Origin of the sequence: Methyloversatilis sp. (assembly GCF_030696805.1) — a bacterium.
Classification (GTDB): domain Bacteria; phylum Pseudomonadota; class Gammaproteobacteria; order Burkholderiales; family Rhodocyclaceae; genus Methyloversatilis.
On sequence record NZ_JAUYRO010000112.1, the window covers coordinates 30,930 to 47,241 of the forward strand.

15 protein-coding genes are annotated in these 16,312 nt (G+C 66.2%); 11 read left to right on the forward strand and 4 right to left on the reverse strand.

What is annotated here, in order from left to right; translation table 11 throughout:
* The first annotated feature begins 61 nt into the window (after positions 1 to 61).
* From Q8R75_RS17925 to nth, 11 genes are all read left to right on the forward strand, one after another.
* Positions 62 to 901 (forward strand): enoyl-CoA hydratase-related protein, encoded by an 840-nt coding sequence (locus Q8R75_RS17925; RefSeq protein WP_305611339.1) that lies wholly within the window; start codon positions 62 to 64, stop codon positions 899 to 901.
* A gap of 7 nt (positions 902 to 908) precedes the next feature.
* Positions 909 to 1,295 (forward strand): DUF488 family protein, encoded by a 387-nt coding sequence (locus tag Q8R75_RS17930; protein ID WP_305611340.1) that lies wholly within the window; start codon positions 909 to 911, stop codon positions 1,293 to 1,295.
* A 96-nt stretch (positions 1,296 to 1,391) separates the two neighbouring features.
* Positions 1,392 to 1,805: a YidB family protein gene (locus Q8R75_RS17935; protein WP_305611342.1), complete on the forward strand. Its 414-nt coding sequence runs from the start codon at positions 1,392 to 1,394 to the stop codon at positions 1,803 to 1,805.
* 14 nt (positions 1,806 to 1,819) lie between these two features.
* Entirely contained in the window at positions 1,820 to 2,002 is a 183-nt protein-coding gene (locus Q8R75_RS17940) for a hypothetical protein (RefSeq protein WP_305611344.1), read from the forward strand.
* Between the two features lie 150 nt (positions 2,003 to 2,152).
* The gene (gene rsxA, locus Q8R75_RS17945) at positions 2,153 to 2,731 is read left to right on the forward strand and encodes an electron transport complex subunit RsxA (protein WP_069040029.1); all 579 of its coding nucleotides are present in this window, start codon (positions 2,153 to 2,155) and stop codon (positions 2,729 to 2,731) included.
* Positions 2,728 to 3,306: an electron transport complex subunit RsxB gene (gene rsxB / locus Q8R75_RS17950; protein WP_305611347.1), complete on the forward strand. Its 579-nt coding sequence runs from the start codon at positions 2,728 to 2,730 to the stop codon at positions 3,304 to 3,306. The genes rsxA and rsxB overlap by 4 nt, the downstream gene beginning before the upstream one ends.
* 1 nt (position 3,307) lies before the next feature.
* Positions 3,308 to 4,981, forward strand: coding sequence for an electron transport complex subunit RsxC (gene rsxC, locus Q8R75_RS17955; protein WP_305611349.1), 1,674 nt, complete (start codon positions 3,308 to 3,310; stop codon positions 4,979 to 4,981).
* Positions 4,982 to 5,078: 97 nt separating this feature from the next.
* Positions 5,079 to 6,095 carry an RnfABCDGE type electron transport complex subunit D gene (locus tag Q8R75_RS17960; RefSeq protein ID WP_305611350.1) on the forward strand — a complete coding sequence of 339 codons (1,017 nt, stop codon included), beginning with the start codon at positions 5,079 to 5,081 and terminating at the stop codon, positions 6,093 to 6,095.
* The gene (rsxG, locus tag Q8R75_RS17965) at positions 6,092 to 6,838 is read left to right on the forward strand and encodes an electron transport complex subunit RsxG (RefSeq protein ID WP_305611351.1); all 747 of its coding nucleotides are present in this window, start codon (positions 6,092 to 6,094) and stop codon (positions 6,836 to 6,838) included. Before Q8R75_RS17960 ends, rsxG begins: the two co-directional genes overlap by 4 nt.
* 261 nt (positions 6,839 to 7,099) lie before the next feature.
* Positions 7,100 to 7,792 carry an electron transport complex subunit E gene (locus Q8R75_RS17970; protein WP_305611352.1) on the forward strand — a complete coding sequence of 231 codons (693 nt, stop codon included), beginning with the start codon at positions 7,100 to 7,102 and terminating at the stop codon, positions 7,790 to 7,792.
* The gene (gene nth, locus Q8R75_RS17975) at positions 7,792 to 8,451 is read left to right on the forward strand and encodes an endonuclease III (protein ID WP_305627029.1); all 660 of its coding nucleotides are present in this window, start codon (positions 7,792 to 7,794) and stop codon (positions 8,449 to 8,451) included. Before Q8R75_RS17970 ends, nth begins: the two co-directional genes overlap by 1 nt.
* 89 nt (positions 8,452 to 8,540) lie before the next feature.
* On the opposite strand, the gene Q8R75_RS17980 is transcribed toward nth, so the two are convergent.
* From Q8R75_RS17980 to Q8R75_RS17995, 4 genes are read right to left on the reverse strand one after another with little or no spacing between them, the layout of a single operon-like run.
* Positions 8,541 to 11,888, reverse strand: a complete 3,348-nt coding sequence (locus Q8R75_RS17980) for an EAL domain-containing protein (RefSeq protein WP_305627031.1) — start codon at positions 11,886 to 11,888, stop codon at positions 8,541 to 8,543.
* A complete protein-coding gene (locus tag Q8R75_RS17985; RefSeq protein WP_305614138.1) occupies positions 11,888 to 12,331 on the reverse strand; it encodes a response regulator in 444 nt (147 codons plus the stop codon). The genes Q8R75_RS17980 and Q8R75_RS17985 overlap by 1 nt, the downstream gene beginning before the upstream one ends.
* On the reverse strand, positions 12,328 to 15,348 hold the full coding sequence (locus tag Q8R75_RS17990) for a PAS domain S-box protein (RefSeq protein WP_305614139.1): 3,021 nt from the start codon (positions 15,346 to 15,348) through the stop codon (positions 12,328 to 12,330). The genes Q8R75_RS17985 and Q8R75_RS17990 overlap by 4 nt, the downstream gene beginning before the upstream one ends.
* Positions 15,345 to 16,280, reverse strand: a complete 936-nt coding sequence (locus tag Q8R75_RS17995) for an ABC transporter substrate-binding protein (protein WP_305614140.1) — start codon at positions 16,278 to 16,280, stop codon at positions 15,345 to 15,347. Before Q8R75_RS17995 ends, Q8R75_RS17990 begins: the two co-directional genes overlap by 4 nt.
* Between the last annotated feature and the right edge of the window lie 32 nt (positions 16,281 to 16,312).

Sequence of the window (16,312 nt, forward strand, 5' to 3'; positions counted from 1 at the left end):
TGAACGGCGTCTTCGGCGCGGCTGACATGGTTCGATCCAGACCGACCCGGGGAGGTTGATCATGACCGTACAGACAGATACCGACGGCGACGGCCGCATCCTGACGCGCTTCGACGGCGGTGTTGCCACGCTGACCATGTCGCGCCCGGCGCGGCGCAACGCCTACACATCGGCGATGATGCGTGCATTGCGGCTGGCGGTCGACGCGGTGCTGGCCGATCCGGCCTGCGAAACACTCGTGCTGCGCGGCGACGGCACCTGCTTCAGTGCCGGCGGCGACGTGCATGAATTCGCGCAGAGCCTCGCGCTCGACCCGGCAGCGCGGCAGGCGTTGTTCGAGGCGCTGATCGCCGAACAGGTCAATCCGGTCATCCTCGCGCTGCGCGCGGCGCACCAGCCGGTCATCGCGGCGGTGCGCGGCGACTGCGTCGGTTACGGCCTGTCGCTGATGCTGGCGTCCGACTTCGCCCTCGCGGCCGACGACGCGCTGTTCAGCACTGCCGGCATCGCGCTGGCCCAGCCGGGTGCCGGTGGTCAGTCGGCTTTCCTGAGCCGCGCACTGGGCGAGCGCCGGGCGCGCGAACTGATGTGGAGCGCGCGCCGCTTCGATGCGCACGAGGCGAAAGCGCTTGGTCTGGTCGAGCGTGTCGTGCCGGTGGCCGACTTCGAAGCAACACTTGCTGCCGAAGTGACCCGCGTGGCTCGCGGCCCGCGCCATGCGTTTTCCGAAATCAAGCGCCTGCTGAACAACGCCGGCAACGGCGCGGCCGGTCAGCCGCTGGCCGATCAGCTGTCAGCCGAGGCCGCAGCCTTCGGCCGCAGTGCCGCCGGTGACGACTTCGCCGAAGCCGTCCGGGCCTTCGTTGCACGCCGCAAGCCACAGTTCAGACAGGCCGGATGACCGCTGCGTGACAGTATTCATCGTGAAACTCGGCAGCCCGCGCCTGCCCGGCGAGGGACTGCGACTGGGCACCGTGCGGCGGCCGCCGCGCGGCGTGCCGAAGTCCGAACTCGCTGCGCGCGACTGGTACGACCTGTGGTTTCCGAATCTCGCACCTTCCGCGGACACGCTGAAGCAGTGGAAGGCCGATCCATCGCCTGCGCAGTGGCCGGCGTTTTCGAAACGCTATCTCGCTGAAATGGCAGCACCGGAAGCGCGGCACGCAATCGCGCTGCTGGCGGCGCTGTCGCACAGCACCGATTTTTCGGTTGGTTGCTACTGCGCTGACCAGGCGCACTGCCACCGCTGGCTGCTGCGCACGCTGCTGGCCGAAGCGGGCGCCCTGATGGGGTGAGGCGGCGGGAACGGTCGCCCGTATCGGCGGTCGGGACGCAGGGCGTTACACTGCGGCCCGCACCATCACTCAGCTCAATGACTTCGGAGATACACCATGGGTCTGTTCGATTCGATCGCAGGTCAGGTTGCCGGCGCGCTGTCCGGCCAGAGTGGCGCGCAGGGTTCGGGCCTGCTGCAAATCTTGATGAGCCTGATCAACAACCCGCAGACCGGCGGCTTGCAGGGGCTGATCGCCGCCTTTCAGGACAAGGGTCTGGGCGATCTGGTGTCGTCCTGGGTCGGCACCGGACAGAACCTGCCGATCACGCCCGAACAGCTGCAATCGGTGCTCGGCAGCGGTCAGATCGGCCAGATCGCGCAGCAACTCGGGCTGTCGTCGCAGGAAGTGTCGGGCCAGCTGAGCGCGCTGCTGCCGCAGGTGATCGATGGCATCACGCCGAATGGTCAGGTGCCGGAAGGCGACGCCATGCAGAACGCGCTCGGCATGCTGAGCGGCCTGCTCAAGTAGGGCGGGCGGCGCGCATGTTCAAGCTGGTCGGCGTCGCACTCGCGATCTACACCGTGTACGCCTTCGTGAAGGGCGAGGTGTATGCGCGCTCCTTCGTGATGGGTCGCAAGGTCACGCGGGCGGAAGACGAAAACTACTTTCTGACCGTGATCGCGATCTACGGCGTGCTGAGCGTCGGGCTGATGACCTTTCTGTGAAGCGGGTCGGGACCGGGTTTTGCCGCCATAACCGGCCACGCAGGGGGCCGGCAGCTTGAGTGCTGCGCTGCACTAACGGATAATTCAGCGGTTTCGCGGCGCACCGTGTGCCGCGACGTGCAGTAAACCCTGGCGAACCTTCGCCCTGTCATGACGAGTTACCTCTATCTGCTGCTGGGTGCCGCGCTGGTGAACAACGTGGTGTTCGTGCGCATCCTCGGCCTGTGCCCCTTCATGGGCGTGTCGAAGAAGCTTGAAACCGCGGTGGGCATGGGTCTGGCAACGATGTTCGTGCTGACGCTGGCGTGCGGCACCAGCTATTTGATCGACACCTTCCTGCTGAAGCCCTTCGACCTCGGCTATCTGTCGACGCTGAGCTTCATCGTGGTGATCGCCGCCATCGTGCAACTGACCGAACTGGTGATCCAGAAAACCAGCCCGCTGCTGCATCAGGTGCTGGGCATCTACCTGCCGCTGATCACGACCAACTGCGCCGTACTCGGCGTGCCGCTGCTGAATGCCTCGATGGCCCACGACCTGCTCGAATCGCTGCTGTTCGGCTTCGCGTCGGCCGCCGGTTTCGTGCTGGCGCTGGTGCTGTTCGCCAGCATCCGCGAGCGGCTCGACGGCGCCGACATTCCCGCGCCGTTCCGCGGCAACGCCATCGCCATGATCACCGCCGGCCTGATGAGCCTCGCCTTCATGGGTTTTGCAGGGCTGGATTCGTGATCACGGCGCTGCTTGTCATGGCCGGTCTGGCGCTGGTGCTCGGTGCGACGCTGGGCGCCGCATCGGTGCTGTTCAAGACACAGGGCGACCCGCTGGTCGACAAGATCGACGCCATCCTGCCGCAGACGCAGTGCGGCCAGTGCGGCTACCCCGGCTGCAAGCCCTACGCCACGGCGATCGCCGGCGGTGACGCCGACATCAACCAGTGCCCGCCGGGCGGCGACGAAGGCGTGCGCAAGCTGGCCGATCTGCTGGGGCGCGAGTACAAGCCGCTCAATGCCGAACACGGCGTCGAGAAGCCGAAGTCGGTTGCGGTCATCGACGAAGCCACCTGCATCGGCTGCACGCTGTGCATCCAGGCATGCCCGGTAGACGCCATTGTCGGCGCCGCCAAGCAGATGCACACCATCGTCGGCGACCTGTGCACCGGCTGCGAACTGTGCGTGCCGCCCTGCCCGGCCGACTGCATCGACATGGTGCCGGTGACCGAAACGGTCGAGAGCTGGAAATGGCGCTACCCGGTGTTCGAACTGAAGGTGCAACCGGCAACGCTACCGGCGAAGGAAGCGGCCTGACATGCTGAACAAGCTCTTTTCGTTCAACGGCGGCGTCAAGCCCGATCCGAACAAGTCGGCATCGACGCGCGAGCCGATCGCCCGCCTGGCGCTGCCGCCGCAGCTCGTCATTCCGCTGCACCAGCACATAGGCGGCACGCCGCGACCGCTGGTGACCGTGGGTAGCACGGTGCTGGGCGGCCAGCGCATCGGCGCGCCCGACGGCAATGTATCGAGCGCGGTGCATGCGCCCACGTCCGGCCGCGTGGTCGCCATCGAGCCGCGGCCGATGCCGCATGCGTCGGGCCTGTCGTCGCCGGCCGTGGTGATCGAACCGGACGGGCTGGACACTGCGATCGAGCGCGAGCCTTTCGACTGGCATGCCGCCGCGCCGGGCGAAATACGCGACTTCCTGCGCGATGCCGGCGTGGTCGGTCTCGGCGGCGCAGTGTTTCCGAGCCATCTGAAGCTCAACCCCGGCAAGTCGGGTCACACCGACACGCTGGTGATCAACGGCGCCGAGTGCGAGCCCTTCATCACCTGCGACGACATGCTGATGCGCACCGAGCCGGAAAACATCCTGCGCGGCGCGCTGATCATGCAGCGCATGCTGGCAGCGAAGCAGGTGCTCGTGGCGCTCGAAGACAACAAGCCGGAAGCCGCCACCGCGCTGAAAGCCGCCGCACGGGCGCTTGGCAACGCCTCGCTCGAAGTCGTCGTGGTGCCGACGCGCTACCCGGCTGGCGGTGCCAAGCAGTTGATCCGCGTGTTGACCGGCATCGAGGTACCGCACGGCAGCCGCTCGACCGACTTCGGCGTGCAGTGCTTCAACGTCGCCACCGCGCTGGCCGTGTGGCGTGCGCTGGAGCACGGCGAAGCCCTGACCCGGCGCATCGTCACCGTGGCCGGCAATGTCGAGCGCCCGCGCAATTTCGACGTCGCCATCGGCACGCCCATTTCGCATCTGTTCGCCGCCGCCGGTCTGAAGCCCGACACCGACAAGCTCATCATGGGCGGACCGATGATGGGCATTCCGCTGCCGAACATCGATGCCCCGGTGGTCAAGGCCACCAATTGCCTGCTGGCCTCGTCGCCGACACTGTTCGCGCCGCCGGAGCCGGAACTGCCGTGCATCCGCTGCGGCGAGTGCGCACGCGCCTGTCCGGCCGACCTGCAGCCGTTCGAGCTGTACTGGCATTCGCGCGCGCGCAACTTCGGCCGCGCGCAGGAATACAAGCTGTTCGACTGCATCGAATGCGGCTGCTGCGCCTACGTGTGCCCCTCGCACATTCCGCTGGTCGATTACTACCGCTACGCCAAGAGCGAAATCTGGGCGCGCGAGCGCGACAAGGACGCCGCCGATTCGGCGCGCGAGCGTTTCGAATTCCGCAACTGGCGCGCCGACCGCGAAAAGGAAGAAAAGGCCGCCAAGCTTGCCGCACGTAATGCCGCCAAGCCGGCGGTCAAGCCGGCCGACGGCCCGGCGCCCGCGGCCGATGTTGCGCCGGCCGCCGCCGAAGACCCGAAGAAAGCGCTGATCGAAGCGGCCATGGCGCGCGCCAGGGCGCAGAAGGAGGCGGTCGCGGCGAAGAACACCGATGCGCTGACGCCGGCCCAGAAGGCGCAGATCGACGCGGCAGAGGAACGCCGCAAGCGCGCATCGGAACTGAGCGGGAGCGACGCCCCGACCGAGTGAGCCCAAAATTTACCTGAGCCCATACAACCCCTGAGCTGACCCGCTACTGCCCCGGGCAGTAGCGACCCGGCTGCCCCGCCGACCACCACGGACTCCGATGTACAACTCGCCCTATCTCCGCCAGAACACCAGCGTGCGCCGCGTCATGGTGACCGTGCTCGTCGCCATGCTGCCGGCCATCGCGATGCAGGTGTGGCTGTTCGGCATCGGTCTGCTGCTGCAGATCGCGATCGCCAGCGCCACCGCGCTGGCCTGCGAGGCGGCCATGCTGTCACTGCGCCACCGCCCGGTGGCACGCGCGCTCGGCGACGGCAGCGCGCTGGTCACTGCCTGGCTGATCGCGGTGTGCCTGCCGCCGCTGCTGCCCTGGTGGATGATCGTCATCGGCACGTCGTTCGCGATCGTCATCGGCAAGCACCTGTATGGCGGCCTCGGCCAGAACCCGTTCAACCCGGCCATGCTGGCCTACTGCGTGCTGATCATCAGCTTTCCGGCGCTGATGTCGCAATGGCCCGGACTGCAGGGCAGCGACGCAGCCACACAGCTCGACTGGGTGCTCGGTGGGGAGCGCGCGCTCGACGCGGTGACCGGCGCCACGCCGCTGGACGCGCTGCGCACCGGACTGCTCGGCAACGCCGATGTCGCCGCAGTGATGCAGTCACCGGCTTTCGGTCACCTGGCCGGCGCCGGCTGGGAATGGGTCGCGCTGGCCTGGGGCGCGGGCGGCCTGCTGCTGCTCGCGCTGCGCATCATCACCTGGCACATTCCGGTCGCCTTCCTCGGCGCCATGGCGCTGGTGTCCGGCGTGGCCTGGCTGATCGACCCGTCGCACTACGCCAGCCCGGCCTTCCACCTGCTGGCCGGCGGCACCATGCTCGGCGCCTTCTTCATTGCGACCGATCCGGTGTCGGGCGCCACCACGCCGCGCGGAAAACTGATCTTCGCGGCATGCATCGCGCTCATCGCGTGGCTGATCCGCGCCTTCGGCGCCTACCCGGACGGCATCGCCTTCGCGGTGCTGCTGCTGAACATCTGTGTGCCGCTGATCGACATCAAGACCCAGCCGCCGGTGTTCGGCCACAAGGTCGAGCCGCCGGACGGAGGTGCACGATGAGCGACGCGGAGCGCGACACGCTGGCGGCGCCACCGGCGGCCGACCAGGCACCGGCCGAGGCGGTGCCGAACGAATTGACACCACCCGCCAGTGCGGCGGGAACCGCCGCTCGATCGGCCCTGCTGCTCGGCACCTTCACACTCATCTTCACCGCGCTGATGGCGCTCACCTTCGAAGCCACCCGCGAGCCGATCCGCGCATCGGTCGAAGCGCGCCGGCTGGAGCTGATCGCCCAGGTGCTGCCGCAGGGCGACTACGACAATGCGCTGCTGACCGACGTCGTGCAGCTGCCGGCGCTGCCGGCGCTGGGCATCGCCGGGCCGGTGATGCTGCACCGCGCGCGGCGCGGCGCCGAGCCGGTGGCACTGGTGTTCGAAGCGCAGGCGCCCGACGGCTACAGCGGTGCAATCCGCCTGCTGATCGCGCTGCGCGCCGACGGCACGCTGGGCGGCGTGCGCGTTGTCGCGCACAAGGAAACCCCCGGTCTGGGCGACTACATCGACCCGGCCAAGGACCGTGCCACACCGAAGTGGATCGCCCAGTTCGTCGGCCGTGACACCGCGCAGGCGGCCAACTGGACGGTACGCAAGGACGGTGGCGACTTCGCCTACATGACGGGCGCCACGATTTCACCACGCGCCGTGGTGCGCGCCACCGGCCGCGCCGTGGCGGCGATCACCCCGGCGCGCGAGGCGCTTTTCGGCCTGCCGACCGGCGCATCGGCTGGTGAGGTGTTCAAGTGATGCGTGCAGCGCCGCCCGCGTTGCCCTCACCCGGCGCTGCGCGCCACCCTCTCCCGCTGATGCGGGAGAGGGATCAGACCGCCACTCCACCTCTCTCGCTGATGCGGGATCAGGCCACCACTCCACCTCTCTCGCTGATGCGGGATCAGGCCACCAATCCCCTCTCCCGCATCAGCGGGAGAGGGGCCGGGGGTGAGGGCCGCGGCCGTCATCCGCTGTTCCCACGAAAATCCGCGCTGGACGAAACAGGACGGGCTCACGATGAATCTTGAAGAACGCACGGCCTACGGCGACATCGGACGCAAGGGCCTATGGGAGAACAACACCGCACTGGTACAGCTGCTCGGCCTGTGTCCGCTGCTGGCCGTCAGCAATACGCTGGTCAATGCGGTCAGCCTCGCGCTGGCGACTGTGCTGGTGATGGCCCTGGCCAGTGGCGCCGTGGCAGCGCTGCGCACGCTGATTCCGTACGAAATCCGCATCCCGGTATTCATCCTGATCATCGCGGCGCTGGTCACCTGCCTTGATCTGGCCTTCAACGCCTGGCTGCACGAGCTGTATCTGGTGCTGGGCATCTTCATTCCGCTGATCGTCACCAACTGCATCGTGCTGGCGCGGGTGGAAGCCTTTGCGGCAAAGAATTCGCCGCTGGCTGCGGCGTGGGATGGCGCCGCGATGGGCGTCGGCCTGCTGTGGGTGCTGGCGCTGCTGGGCGGCTCACGCGAACTGATTGGCGCGGGTACGCTTTTTTCGGGTATCGACATGATCATTCCGGGCGCGCAGGCGCTCATGCTGCTGGGTGACGACTACCACGGCCTGCTGATCGCCATCCTGCCGCCCGGCGCCTTCATCCTGCTCGGACTGCTGATCGCCGCGCGCAACGCCTGGGTGGCACGCGCCGCTGCGGCTCGTCCGGCGGCACCGCACGCTCCGGTGGACACGGCGTCGGCCTGATGGGGGGGCGGTTCAGCAAGCTCGCGCGCGCGGATATCCAGACGATGTTCGAGCGCTGGCGCGCCGCCAACCCGCACCCGAAAAGCGATCTCGAGTACGGCTCGCCGTTTCAGCTGCTGGTCGCCGTCGTACTGTCGGCGCAGGCGACCGACAAGGGCGTGAATGTCGCCACGCGCCGGCTTTTTCCCGCGGCGCCGACGCCAGAAGCCATGGTGAGCCTGGGTGTCGCGGGCGTTGAAGCGTTCATCAAGACCATCGGCCTGTTCCGCGCCAAGGCGAAGAACGTCGTGTCGCTATCGCACCAGCTGCTGGAAAAGCATGGCGGCGAAGTGCCGAACGACCGCGCCGCGCTCGAAGCGCTGCCCGGCGTCGGCCGCAAGACGGCCAATGTGGTGCTGAACATCGTGTTCGGCGAGCCGACCATGGCGGTCGATACGCACATCTTCCGCATTTCGAACCGCATCGGCCTGGCGCCCGGCAAGGACGTCATCGCGGTCGAACAGGCGTTGCTCAAGGTCGTGCCAAAGGAATTCATGGACCACGCCCACCACTGGCTCATCCTGCACGGTCGCTATACCTGCACCGCACGCAGGCCGCTGTGTGGCCAGTGCAACATCACCGATCTGTGCCGGTTCAGGGACAAGAACATCGCGGGGTAAACACTCGGCCGACCGGCCCGGTGGGCGCTTCCCTGTGGGAGCGGCGCTCTGGCTTACACAGGGGCTTCTCCCACTAGAGGTTCGCGCAATCAGCCCTGCAGGAAGCGCATGGCGAATTCTTCGCCGGGCAGCGGCTTGCTGTAAAGATAGCCCTGCCACGTATCGCAGTCGCGCTCTTTCAGGAATGCAAGCTGCTCGGGCGTTTCTACGCCTTCCGCCACGACGCGCATTTTCAGCGTGTGCGCCATGGCGATGATGGTCGCGGCGATTTCCATGTCATTGCGATCGTGCGGGATGTCGCGCACGAAGCTCTGGTCGATCTTCAGCACGTCGATCGGAAAGCGCTTCAGATAGGCCAGCGAAGAATAACCGGTGCCGAAGTCATCGATCGACAGTGCAACACCGAGCGCCTTGAGTTCGCGCAGCCGCATTTCGGTGGCGGCCTGTTCGCCGGCCAGCATCGATTCGGTCAGCTCGAATTCGAGCCAGTCCGGACCGATGCCGAACTCAGCCATCAATGCGGCGACGCGCTGAGCGAGATCGGCCTGCTGCAGCTGGCGCGCCGACAGGTTGACCGCCACTGTCAGGACATGGCCAGCATCGCGCCACGCGCGCGCCTGGGCGCAGGCGGTGCGCAGCACCCATTCGCCGATCGGCACGATCAAACCGGTTTCTTCCGCCACCGGAATGAAGCGCGCCGGTGAAATGAGGCCCTCTTCCGGATCGATCCATCGCACCAAGGCTTCGGCACCGGTGAGCCGGCCGCTGGCCATGTCGATCTGCGGCTGGTAATGCAGCGTGAATTCGCCGCGTTCCAGCGCACGGCGCAGCCGCGTGTCCAGATGCAGCCGGTCCTGCGCGGCGCGGCTCATCGCTTCGGTGTAGAAGCGAAACGCACCGCGCCCCGCTTCCTTCGCCTGGTACATCGCCACATCGGAATGCTGGATCAATTCGGTCACGTTGCGGCCGTCGTCCGGAAACACCGAAATGCCAACGCTCGCGCCGATATAGATTTCTCGCCCCTGCGAAAGGCTGAATGGCGCCGTCAGCAGATCGATCAGCATCTGCGCGACAATGGCGGCGTCTTCCGGCACCGTCATTTCCTCGATCAGCAGCACGAATTCGTCGCCGCCGAGCCGGGCCAGCGTATCGACCTCGCGCAACCGGCTGCGCAGCCGTTTCGCGATTGCGGCCAGCAGTTCGTCGCCGGCCGGATGCCCCAGACTGTCGTTCACGTTCTTGAAGCGGTCCAGATCGATGAACAGCAGCGCGAGATGGCAGCGGCTGCGTGCGGCGCGCTCGATGGCGTGCTGGATGCGTGACTGCATCAACAGGCGGTTCGGCAGATCGGTCAGCGGATCGTGGTGGGCCAGGTAGTCGAGCTTCGCTTCGGAGCGCTTGAGCTGGCTGATGTCGGTCATGACGGCAACGTAGTGGCTGGGCGCGCCGGCTTCATTGCGCACCGTGCTGATGGTGAGCAGTTGCTGGTAAAGCTCGCCATTCTTGCGCCGGTTCCACACTTCGCCCTGCCAGTTGCCGCTGCCCAGCACGGCCGACCACATGACCTGGTAGAACTGCGCGTCGTGGCGCCCCGACCGCAACATGCGCGGTGTCTGGCCGATGGCTTCGAATTCGCTGTAACCGCTGATGTGGGTGAACGCGCGATTGACGGCGACGATCTGCGCATTGAGATCGGTGATGAAAATGCCGTCACGCGTGCTTTCGAACACTGCCCCGGCCTGCCTGAGCGCAGTGGCCGCGCGCACTTTCTGCACAGCAAGGCCGGTGATGCGACTGAAGTCGTTGATCAGCTCAAGCTGCGCGGCGTCCGGCAGGCAGGGGGTGTCGTGATAAAGCGCAAAGGTGCCGAGCACGCGCCCGTCGTTGTCCTTGTAAGGCACTGACCAGCAAGCACTGAACCCGCCCAGGCGCGCCAGCTCGACATGGGACGCCCAGCTCGGGTGCTCGAACACATTCTCGACCAGCACGGTTTCGCCCGCCCAGGCCGACGTGCCGCACGAGCCCATGCCGGGACCAGGCAGCACGCCTTCGATCGCCTGCAGATAGCGCTCGGGCAGCGAGGGAGCGGCGCCATTCACAAGTCGGCCGCTCACTTCATGCAACAGCTGGATCGATACGCGCGTCCCCGGTTCGATCGCCTGCATGCGCAGCGCAATCGCTTCCAGAATGACCGACAGCGGTTCGGCCGCAACGATGCGGTCGAGCACTTCGGCACGCGCCTCGCCGATCAGTGCGGCGCGCTTGTCGGCGGTGATGTCTTTCCACGTGCCCACGAACTCGACGACCGAATGACCGCTCTGGCCGACCCGTCGCAATTCGTCGCGCACCCAGATCGAGATTCCGTCTCGTCGCTTGAAGCGGTAGTCAAGACTGATGTGTCCGTCCAGCAAGAGGCCTTCGGAACGCGCCAGCATGACATCGCGGTCCTGCGCATGCAGGCCGGCCTGCCACCAGCCGGGGGCCAGCACCTCGGCCACCGTATAGCCGAGGATGCGGGTCACGTTCTCGCTGACCCATGACGACTGGAACTCGCCGTCCTGCAGGCGCAGGCTGTAGACAACGGTCGGGCTGGCCGCCAGCAGTTGCGACATGCGCTGGTTGGTGGCGTTGAGACGTTCGCTCTCAAGCACCAGCTCGGCCCGGCGATGGACTTTTTCCAGCGTCGCGGGCAGTTCGAACAAATAGCCGGGATGCTTGACCAGATAGTCGTCAACACCCAGGTGCAACGCGCTGGATGCCAGTTGCTCGCTGTCCTGACCTGCCAGCATGACGATGGGCAGCGACAGCTGGCGCTCGCTGCGGATCAGCTTCACCAGGTCGAGCCCGGTCGTTTCATCGGGCAGCGCGTCGATCAGCAACACGTCGAACGTCGCTTCGACATCGGGGCCTGCCGGCAGCCGGTTGATGACTGCATCGACGCTGCCTGTGCTTTCCAGGCGGATCTGCGGCGCGTGCCTGAGCAGGTGACCGCGCATCAGCTCTACATCTGCAAGGCTCGATTCGGCGCACAGCACGCGGATCGGCCGGTCGCACCGGGCCGACATCGAACGGTGCCGCAGCAGGGCCGCGTCAAGCACGCGCGGCAGGCGTTCGAGGTAAAGGCCGGATTTGATGAGATAGTCATCGGCACCCGCCTTCAGCGCCGCAATCGCCGAACTGCCGTCGCCCGACCCGGTCAGCACTACCACCGCGACCGGCAGGGCGTGTTCCCTGATGTGAGCCAGCAATTCGAGCCCGCTGCCATCGGGCAGCTTCAGGTCGGTCAGCAGCAGGTCGACGCCGGCCCCGGCGAGACGCTGACGGGCGTCCTTCAGCGTGGGCACGATTTCGATCTCCAGCCCGCTGTCGCTGCGGCGCAGCGCACGCTGCGTCAGATCTGCGTCGAACTCCGAATCTTCTGCGTAGAGGATGCGCATCAGATCGGCGGCTGGTTGAGTTCGAACCAGTAACGTCCGATCTGGCCCGTTGCCTCGACGAAACGATCGAAATCCACCGGTTTGACGATGAAGGAATTGACGCCCAGCGAATAGGCATCGAGCAGGTCACGCTGTTCCGCCGATGAGCTCAGCATGACCACCGGAATGCTGCGATGCACCGGATGGCGCTTCAACTGGCGCAGTACCTCGAAGCCATTGACGCCTGGCAGATTGATGTCGAGCAGTATCAGCGCTGGCGGCGGCTCACCCTTGTCCCAACTGTGCATGAAGCCGAGCGCCGTTTCGCCATCACGCGCCACGCTTACCGGACCGGCCCGCGGGTCGCGGGCGAAGGCGCGGCAGGTCAGATCGATATCGACCGGGTTGTCTTCGACCAGCAGGATGGGCGGGGCACCGGACGGCAGAAGCGTGGCGAGATTCATGCCGGAAACTCCAGGTGGAAGGTGGCCCCCTCGCCCGGCACACTTTCGGCCCAGACGCGACCATCCATGCGCTGCATGGCCTTGCGCACCAGCGCAAGCCCCACCCCGGTGCCCGAGAAGTCTTCGTTTCGATGCAGCCGCTGGAAGATTTCGAATATCCGTTCGTGATACTTCATGTCGAAACCGATCCCGTTGTCGCGCACGCTCAGATGGGCGCGCCCATCCCGCACGGCCGCGTGCAGCGTGACGATGGCCGGATTGGCATCGCGACTGAACTTCAGCGCGTTGTCCAGCAGATTGCGAAGCACCATTTCGACTCCCTGATGATCGGCACGTACGATGATGGACGGTACTTCGCCCACAATCTGCACTGACGCCGCTGCGATTTCGTCGCTGCGACGGTGCAGCACATTGCGCATGACCTCGCCCAGGTCGACCCGGCTCGCTTCAAGCGAACGCCGCTCCATGCGCGAGTACGCCAGCAGATCCTCGATCAGGGCATGCATCTGGCGTGTGCCGTTGCGAATGTTGGCGAGAAAGCGCTGCCCCTGTTCGTCGAGGCGATCGCCGTAATCTTCCAGCAGAATCTTGCTGTAGCCGTCGATGCCGCGCAAGGGCGCCTTCAGGTCATGCGACACGGCGTACGAGAAGGACTCCAGCTCCTTCATCGCATCGGACAGCGCCTGCGTGCGGTCGGCGACGCGCTGTTCGAGGTCACGATTAAGCTCGCGCAGGCTGTCCTGCGTTTCACGGAATTCGGTGATGTCGCGTGCGATACCAAGCACGCCGACCAGCTTGCCGCCGGCATCGTGCATCGGTGTCTTGATGGTCTGCAGCCGCATCCGCTCGCCGGTTTCCCGCATGGTCACCCATTCTTCGTTGGCGCTGTTCTGGCCGACACGCATTGCAATTTCGTCATGGCTGCGGAACAGATCGGCTTCTTCCTTGCTGAACAGCTCGTAATCGGTCCGGCCCAGCAGTTCGGCTTCAGTCCTGCCGCACAGGCGTTCGAACTGCCTGTTGCACGACAGGTAGACACCTTCCGGAGATTTGAGCCACACCAGATCGGGCAGTGTGGCAAACAGCGTCCGCAGATGGGTACGCTCCTGCTCGACCGCATGCTCGGCGTTGTGGCGCGCGGTGATATCGACGTCCATGCAGACCATGATCGGGTCCTTGTCGAGCCCGGGGATGCTGAACAGTGTCGCTTCGATCCAGCGCGGTGAGCCGTCGCGATGCCTGACCAGATACTCCGAAGGACCGATGGACTGTCCGCTGCGCGCGATCTGCGCAAACGAATCACGGAATGCATCGGCCTCTTCACGCGTGTGCATCAGGGTATCGACACTGCGCCCGATCGCCTCGTCCGGGGTCCAGCCGTACAGCCGGGTGGACCCGCCGTTCCAGTACAGCACGCGGCCTTGCGCGTCGAACCATTGCACCGCCACGTTCGGCGCCTGTTCGAGCGTGGCGCGCAGCCGCTCCTCGGATGCGCGCAAGGCTTGTTCGGCTTCGAACTGATACGTCACGTCCAGCAGCGTTCCGACGTACTTGACCACGCCGCCAGCATCGTCGGTGACCATCTGCACGCTGGGTCGCAGGTGGCGCACGGGCCCGATATCCGGCGAGGTGCGATGGACGAAAATGGGTACTTCGGTCGCTCCCTGTGCGAGCAGACTCATCACACGCCCCACCAGATCACGGTCGTCCGGGTGCAGCAGATTCAGATACTGCTCGGGTGCGGGGACACCGTCGGCCGGATCAAGGCCGAAAAACGCGTGCATCTGTTCCGACCACCAGCCTCCGCCGGTGGCTCTGTGATACTCCCAGCTGCCCAGGCCGGCTATGCGCTCCGCTGCACTCAGGCGGTTCCGCTCGAGCTTGAGCGCCTGTTCCGCCTCGTGCCGCGCCGTGATGTCCTGAATCACCGCCAGGTGATAGTCGGGCTCGGCGCCGGGCGCCCACAGCGGCGACACGCTCAGTGCGACCCGGATGACGCGGCCGTCCTTGTGGAACACCCGATGTTCAATCGAAAACTCGCGGATCTCACCTCTTTTGAGCGAGTCGAGCAACGCCAGATTACCCGGGAGATCCTCCGGGTGCGTGACGCGCATGAAATCCAGGCGGCGCATGTCGGCATCATCGTAGCCTATGATTTCACTGTATTTCTTGTTGACGGACATGAAGTGGCCGAGGCGGCTGTCGATGCGTGCCACACCCACGCCCGCCTGCTCGAACATGGCGCGGAACTGTCGCTCGCTGTCCAGCACCGCCGCGTGCTGCGCCTGCAGCCGCACCGCCATGTCGTTGAATGCCGAACCGATTTCAGCGAGTTCGTCGCGCCCGCCAAGATCGACGCGGGTGTCGAGCCGGCCCTGTCCAAGCGCCCGTGCAGCGTTGGTCAATTGCGCGGCGCGACGGAACCAGATCAGGTGCAGGAACAGCGACAGCAGCAGGGACCAGCACAGGATCAGCGCGGCATGCCGCCACAGTTCGACGCGGCTGGCATGCAGTCGCTGACTGAACGGCTGGGTCAGGTCCGAACGCACCAGCAACTGGTGGCCGCCTTCGAGTGCCATCAGGCCGGTCAGCGCTGTGCGCGAGGCATCCACCTGCACCAGCAGCGAGTTGTCGGGTGCGCGCGGCGCATCCAGCAGTACCGCGCCGCCGCGTGTGTCGGCGGCGAGGATGTCGGGCAGCGTCTGCCCCAGATCGGCACGCGCCAGCGAGCCCACGATGCGGCCGCCGGGCGCGGTGAGGTAGGCGTGCGTCAGGTGGGGGCGCAACGCCAGCTCGGCCACGGCACGCCGCAACTGCACTGGCCGGTTCTGCAGGATGAGTTCATCGAGCGCCGACTGTTCGATGCCCAGCCGCTCGACCAACAGCTGCGTCTGTTCCTGCTCCACGCGCAGGCGGTAGTCGGCCCGCTGCAGCATGTGGTCGAAGCCGACCATCACCAGCGCGACCACCGTGATCAGAGCCGGCACCACAGTGCGGGCAGACAGGCGCAATGTCATGGCCGCTGCCTCGTGGCCATGACATCTGCCGCAACGCGGCCGTCAAATAACTGTGTCCAGTCCGGTTCGGCCATTACGCGCTGACTGGCCTTCAGGTCGGCCACCAGCTGTCCGAGTGCCAGCACGCGCGCCTCGGGCCCCGCATCGAACAGCACCACGCTGTCTTCCAGCGCCAGCAGGCGTACCTTGCCGAGTGCGCGAAGGTAGGCGACGGTATCCAGATCGGTGCCGGCGGCCAGCGTTCGTGCCGCTTCCTGCGGCTGCGCCAGAAGCGCCAGGCGGCCATCTTCGAAGGCGCGCAACAGGGCACGTACCTGGGCCGGCCGGGCGCTCAGCGCTTCGCTGCGGACCACCAGCACGTCGACCACCTCGCCCGGCATGTCGGCGCTGTCGAGCAGCACACGATAGCCGGCCGACACGAGGCTGGACAGGACGGGCTCGAAGGTGATTACCGCATCGACTCGACCACGCATCAGCGCATTCTCGTGCTCGAACACCGGCAGCCGCGACAGCGACAGCGCATCGCGCTGCAGCGCGCCGGCTTCGAGCAGGCGCTGCAGCATGACATCGGCCAACGCGCTGTTTTCCATGCCGATGCGCGCGCCTTTCAGTGCCGCAGCATTCGCGAAACCAGGCTGCGCGACCACCGCGTCGGCCCCTTTCGACAAGCTGAGGATGGCCACCACCTTGATATCCATGCCCGAACTTGCGAGCTCGATCGCTTCGGCCAGTGTCAGACCGGCCGCTTCAAGCAGCCCGTTGCGCAGCTGCCGCGCACTTTCGCCGCTTGATTCGAGTTCGACGACGCGCAGGTTTGCCGGATCGATCAGGCCGCGCTCACGCGCCAGAACGAGCGGATCGTAGCCCAGCCATGGATTGAGGCCGACCCGCAACGGCAACTCGGGCGGGCCGCTGCACGCAGAAAGCGCCATACAGGCAGCCAGCAGAATGATGGATCGACACA

What these genes read in the sequence shown, in the direction of transcription:
- Q8R75_RS17925 (WP_305611339.1), top strand. Translation starts at nt 62, where the DNA reads ATGACCGTACAGACAGATACCGACGGCGACGGCCGCATCCTGACGCGC.
- Q8R75_RS17935 (WP_305611342.1), top strand. Translation starts at nt 1,392, where the DNA reads ATGGGTCTGTTCGATTCGATCGCAGGTCAGGTTGCCGGCGCGCTGTCC.
- Q8R75_RS17940 (WP_305611344.1), top strand. Translation starts at nt 1,820, where the DNA reads ATGTTCAAGCTGGTCGGCGTCGCACTCGCGATCTACACCGTGTACGCC.
- rsxA (WP_069040029.1), top strand. Translation starts at nt 2,153, where the DNA reads ATGACGAGTTACCTCTATCTGCTGCTGGGTGCCGCGCTGGTGAACAAC.
- rsxC (WP_305611349.1), top strand. Translation starts at nt 3,308, where the DNA reads ATGCTGAACAAGCTCTTTTCGTTCAACGGCGGCGTCAAGCCCGATCCG.
- Q8R75_RS17960 (WP_305611350.1), top strand. Translation starts at nt 5,079, where the DNA reads ATGTACAACTCGCCCTATCTCCGCCAGAACACCAGCGTGCGCCGCGTC.
- rsxG (WP_305611351.1), top strand. Translation starts at nt 6,092, where the DNA reads ATGAGCGACGCGGAGCGCGACACGCTGGCGGCGCCACCGGCGGCCGAC.
- Q8R75_RS17970 (WP_305611352.1), top strand. Translation starts at nt 7,100, where the DNA reads ATGAATCTTGAAGAACGCACGGCCTACGGCGACATCGGACGCAAGGGC.
- nth (WP_305627029.1), top strand. Translation starts at nt 7,792, where the DNA reads ATGGGGGGGCGGTTCAGCAAGCTCGCGCGCGCGGATATCCAGACGATG.
- Q8R75_RS17980 (WP_305627031.1), bottom strand. Translation starts at nt 11,888, where the DNA reads ATGCGCATCCTCTACGCAGAAGATTCGGAGTTCGACGCAGATCTGACG.
- Q8R75_RS17985 (WP_305614138.1), bottom strand. Translation starts at nt 12,331, where the DNA reads ATGAATCTCGCCACGCTTCTGCCGTCCGGTGCCCCGCCCATCCTGCTG.
- Q8R75_RS17990 (WP_305614139.1), bottom strand. Translation starts at nt 15,348, where the DNA reads ATGACATTGCGCCTGTCTGCCCGCACTGTGGTGCCGGCTCTGATCACG.
- Q8R75_RS17995 (WP_305614140.1), bottom strand. Translation starts at nt 16,280, where the DNA reads ATGGCGCTTTCTGCGTGCAGCGGCCCGCCCGAGTTGCCGTTGCGGGTC.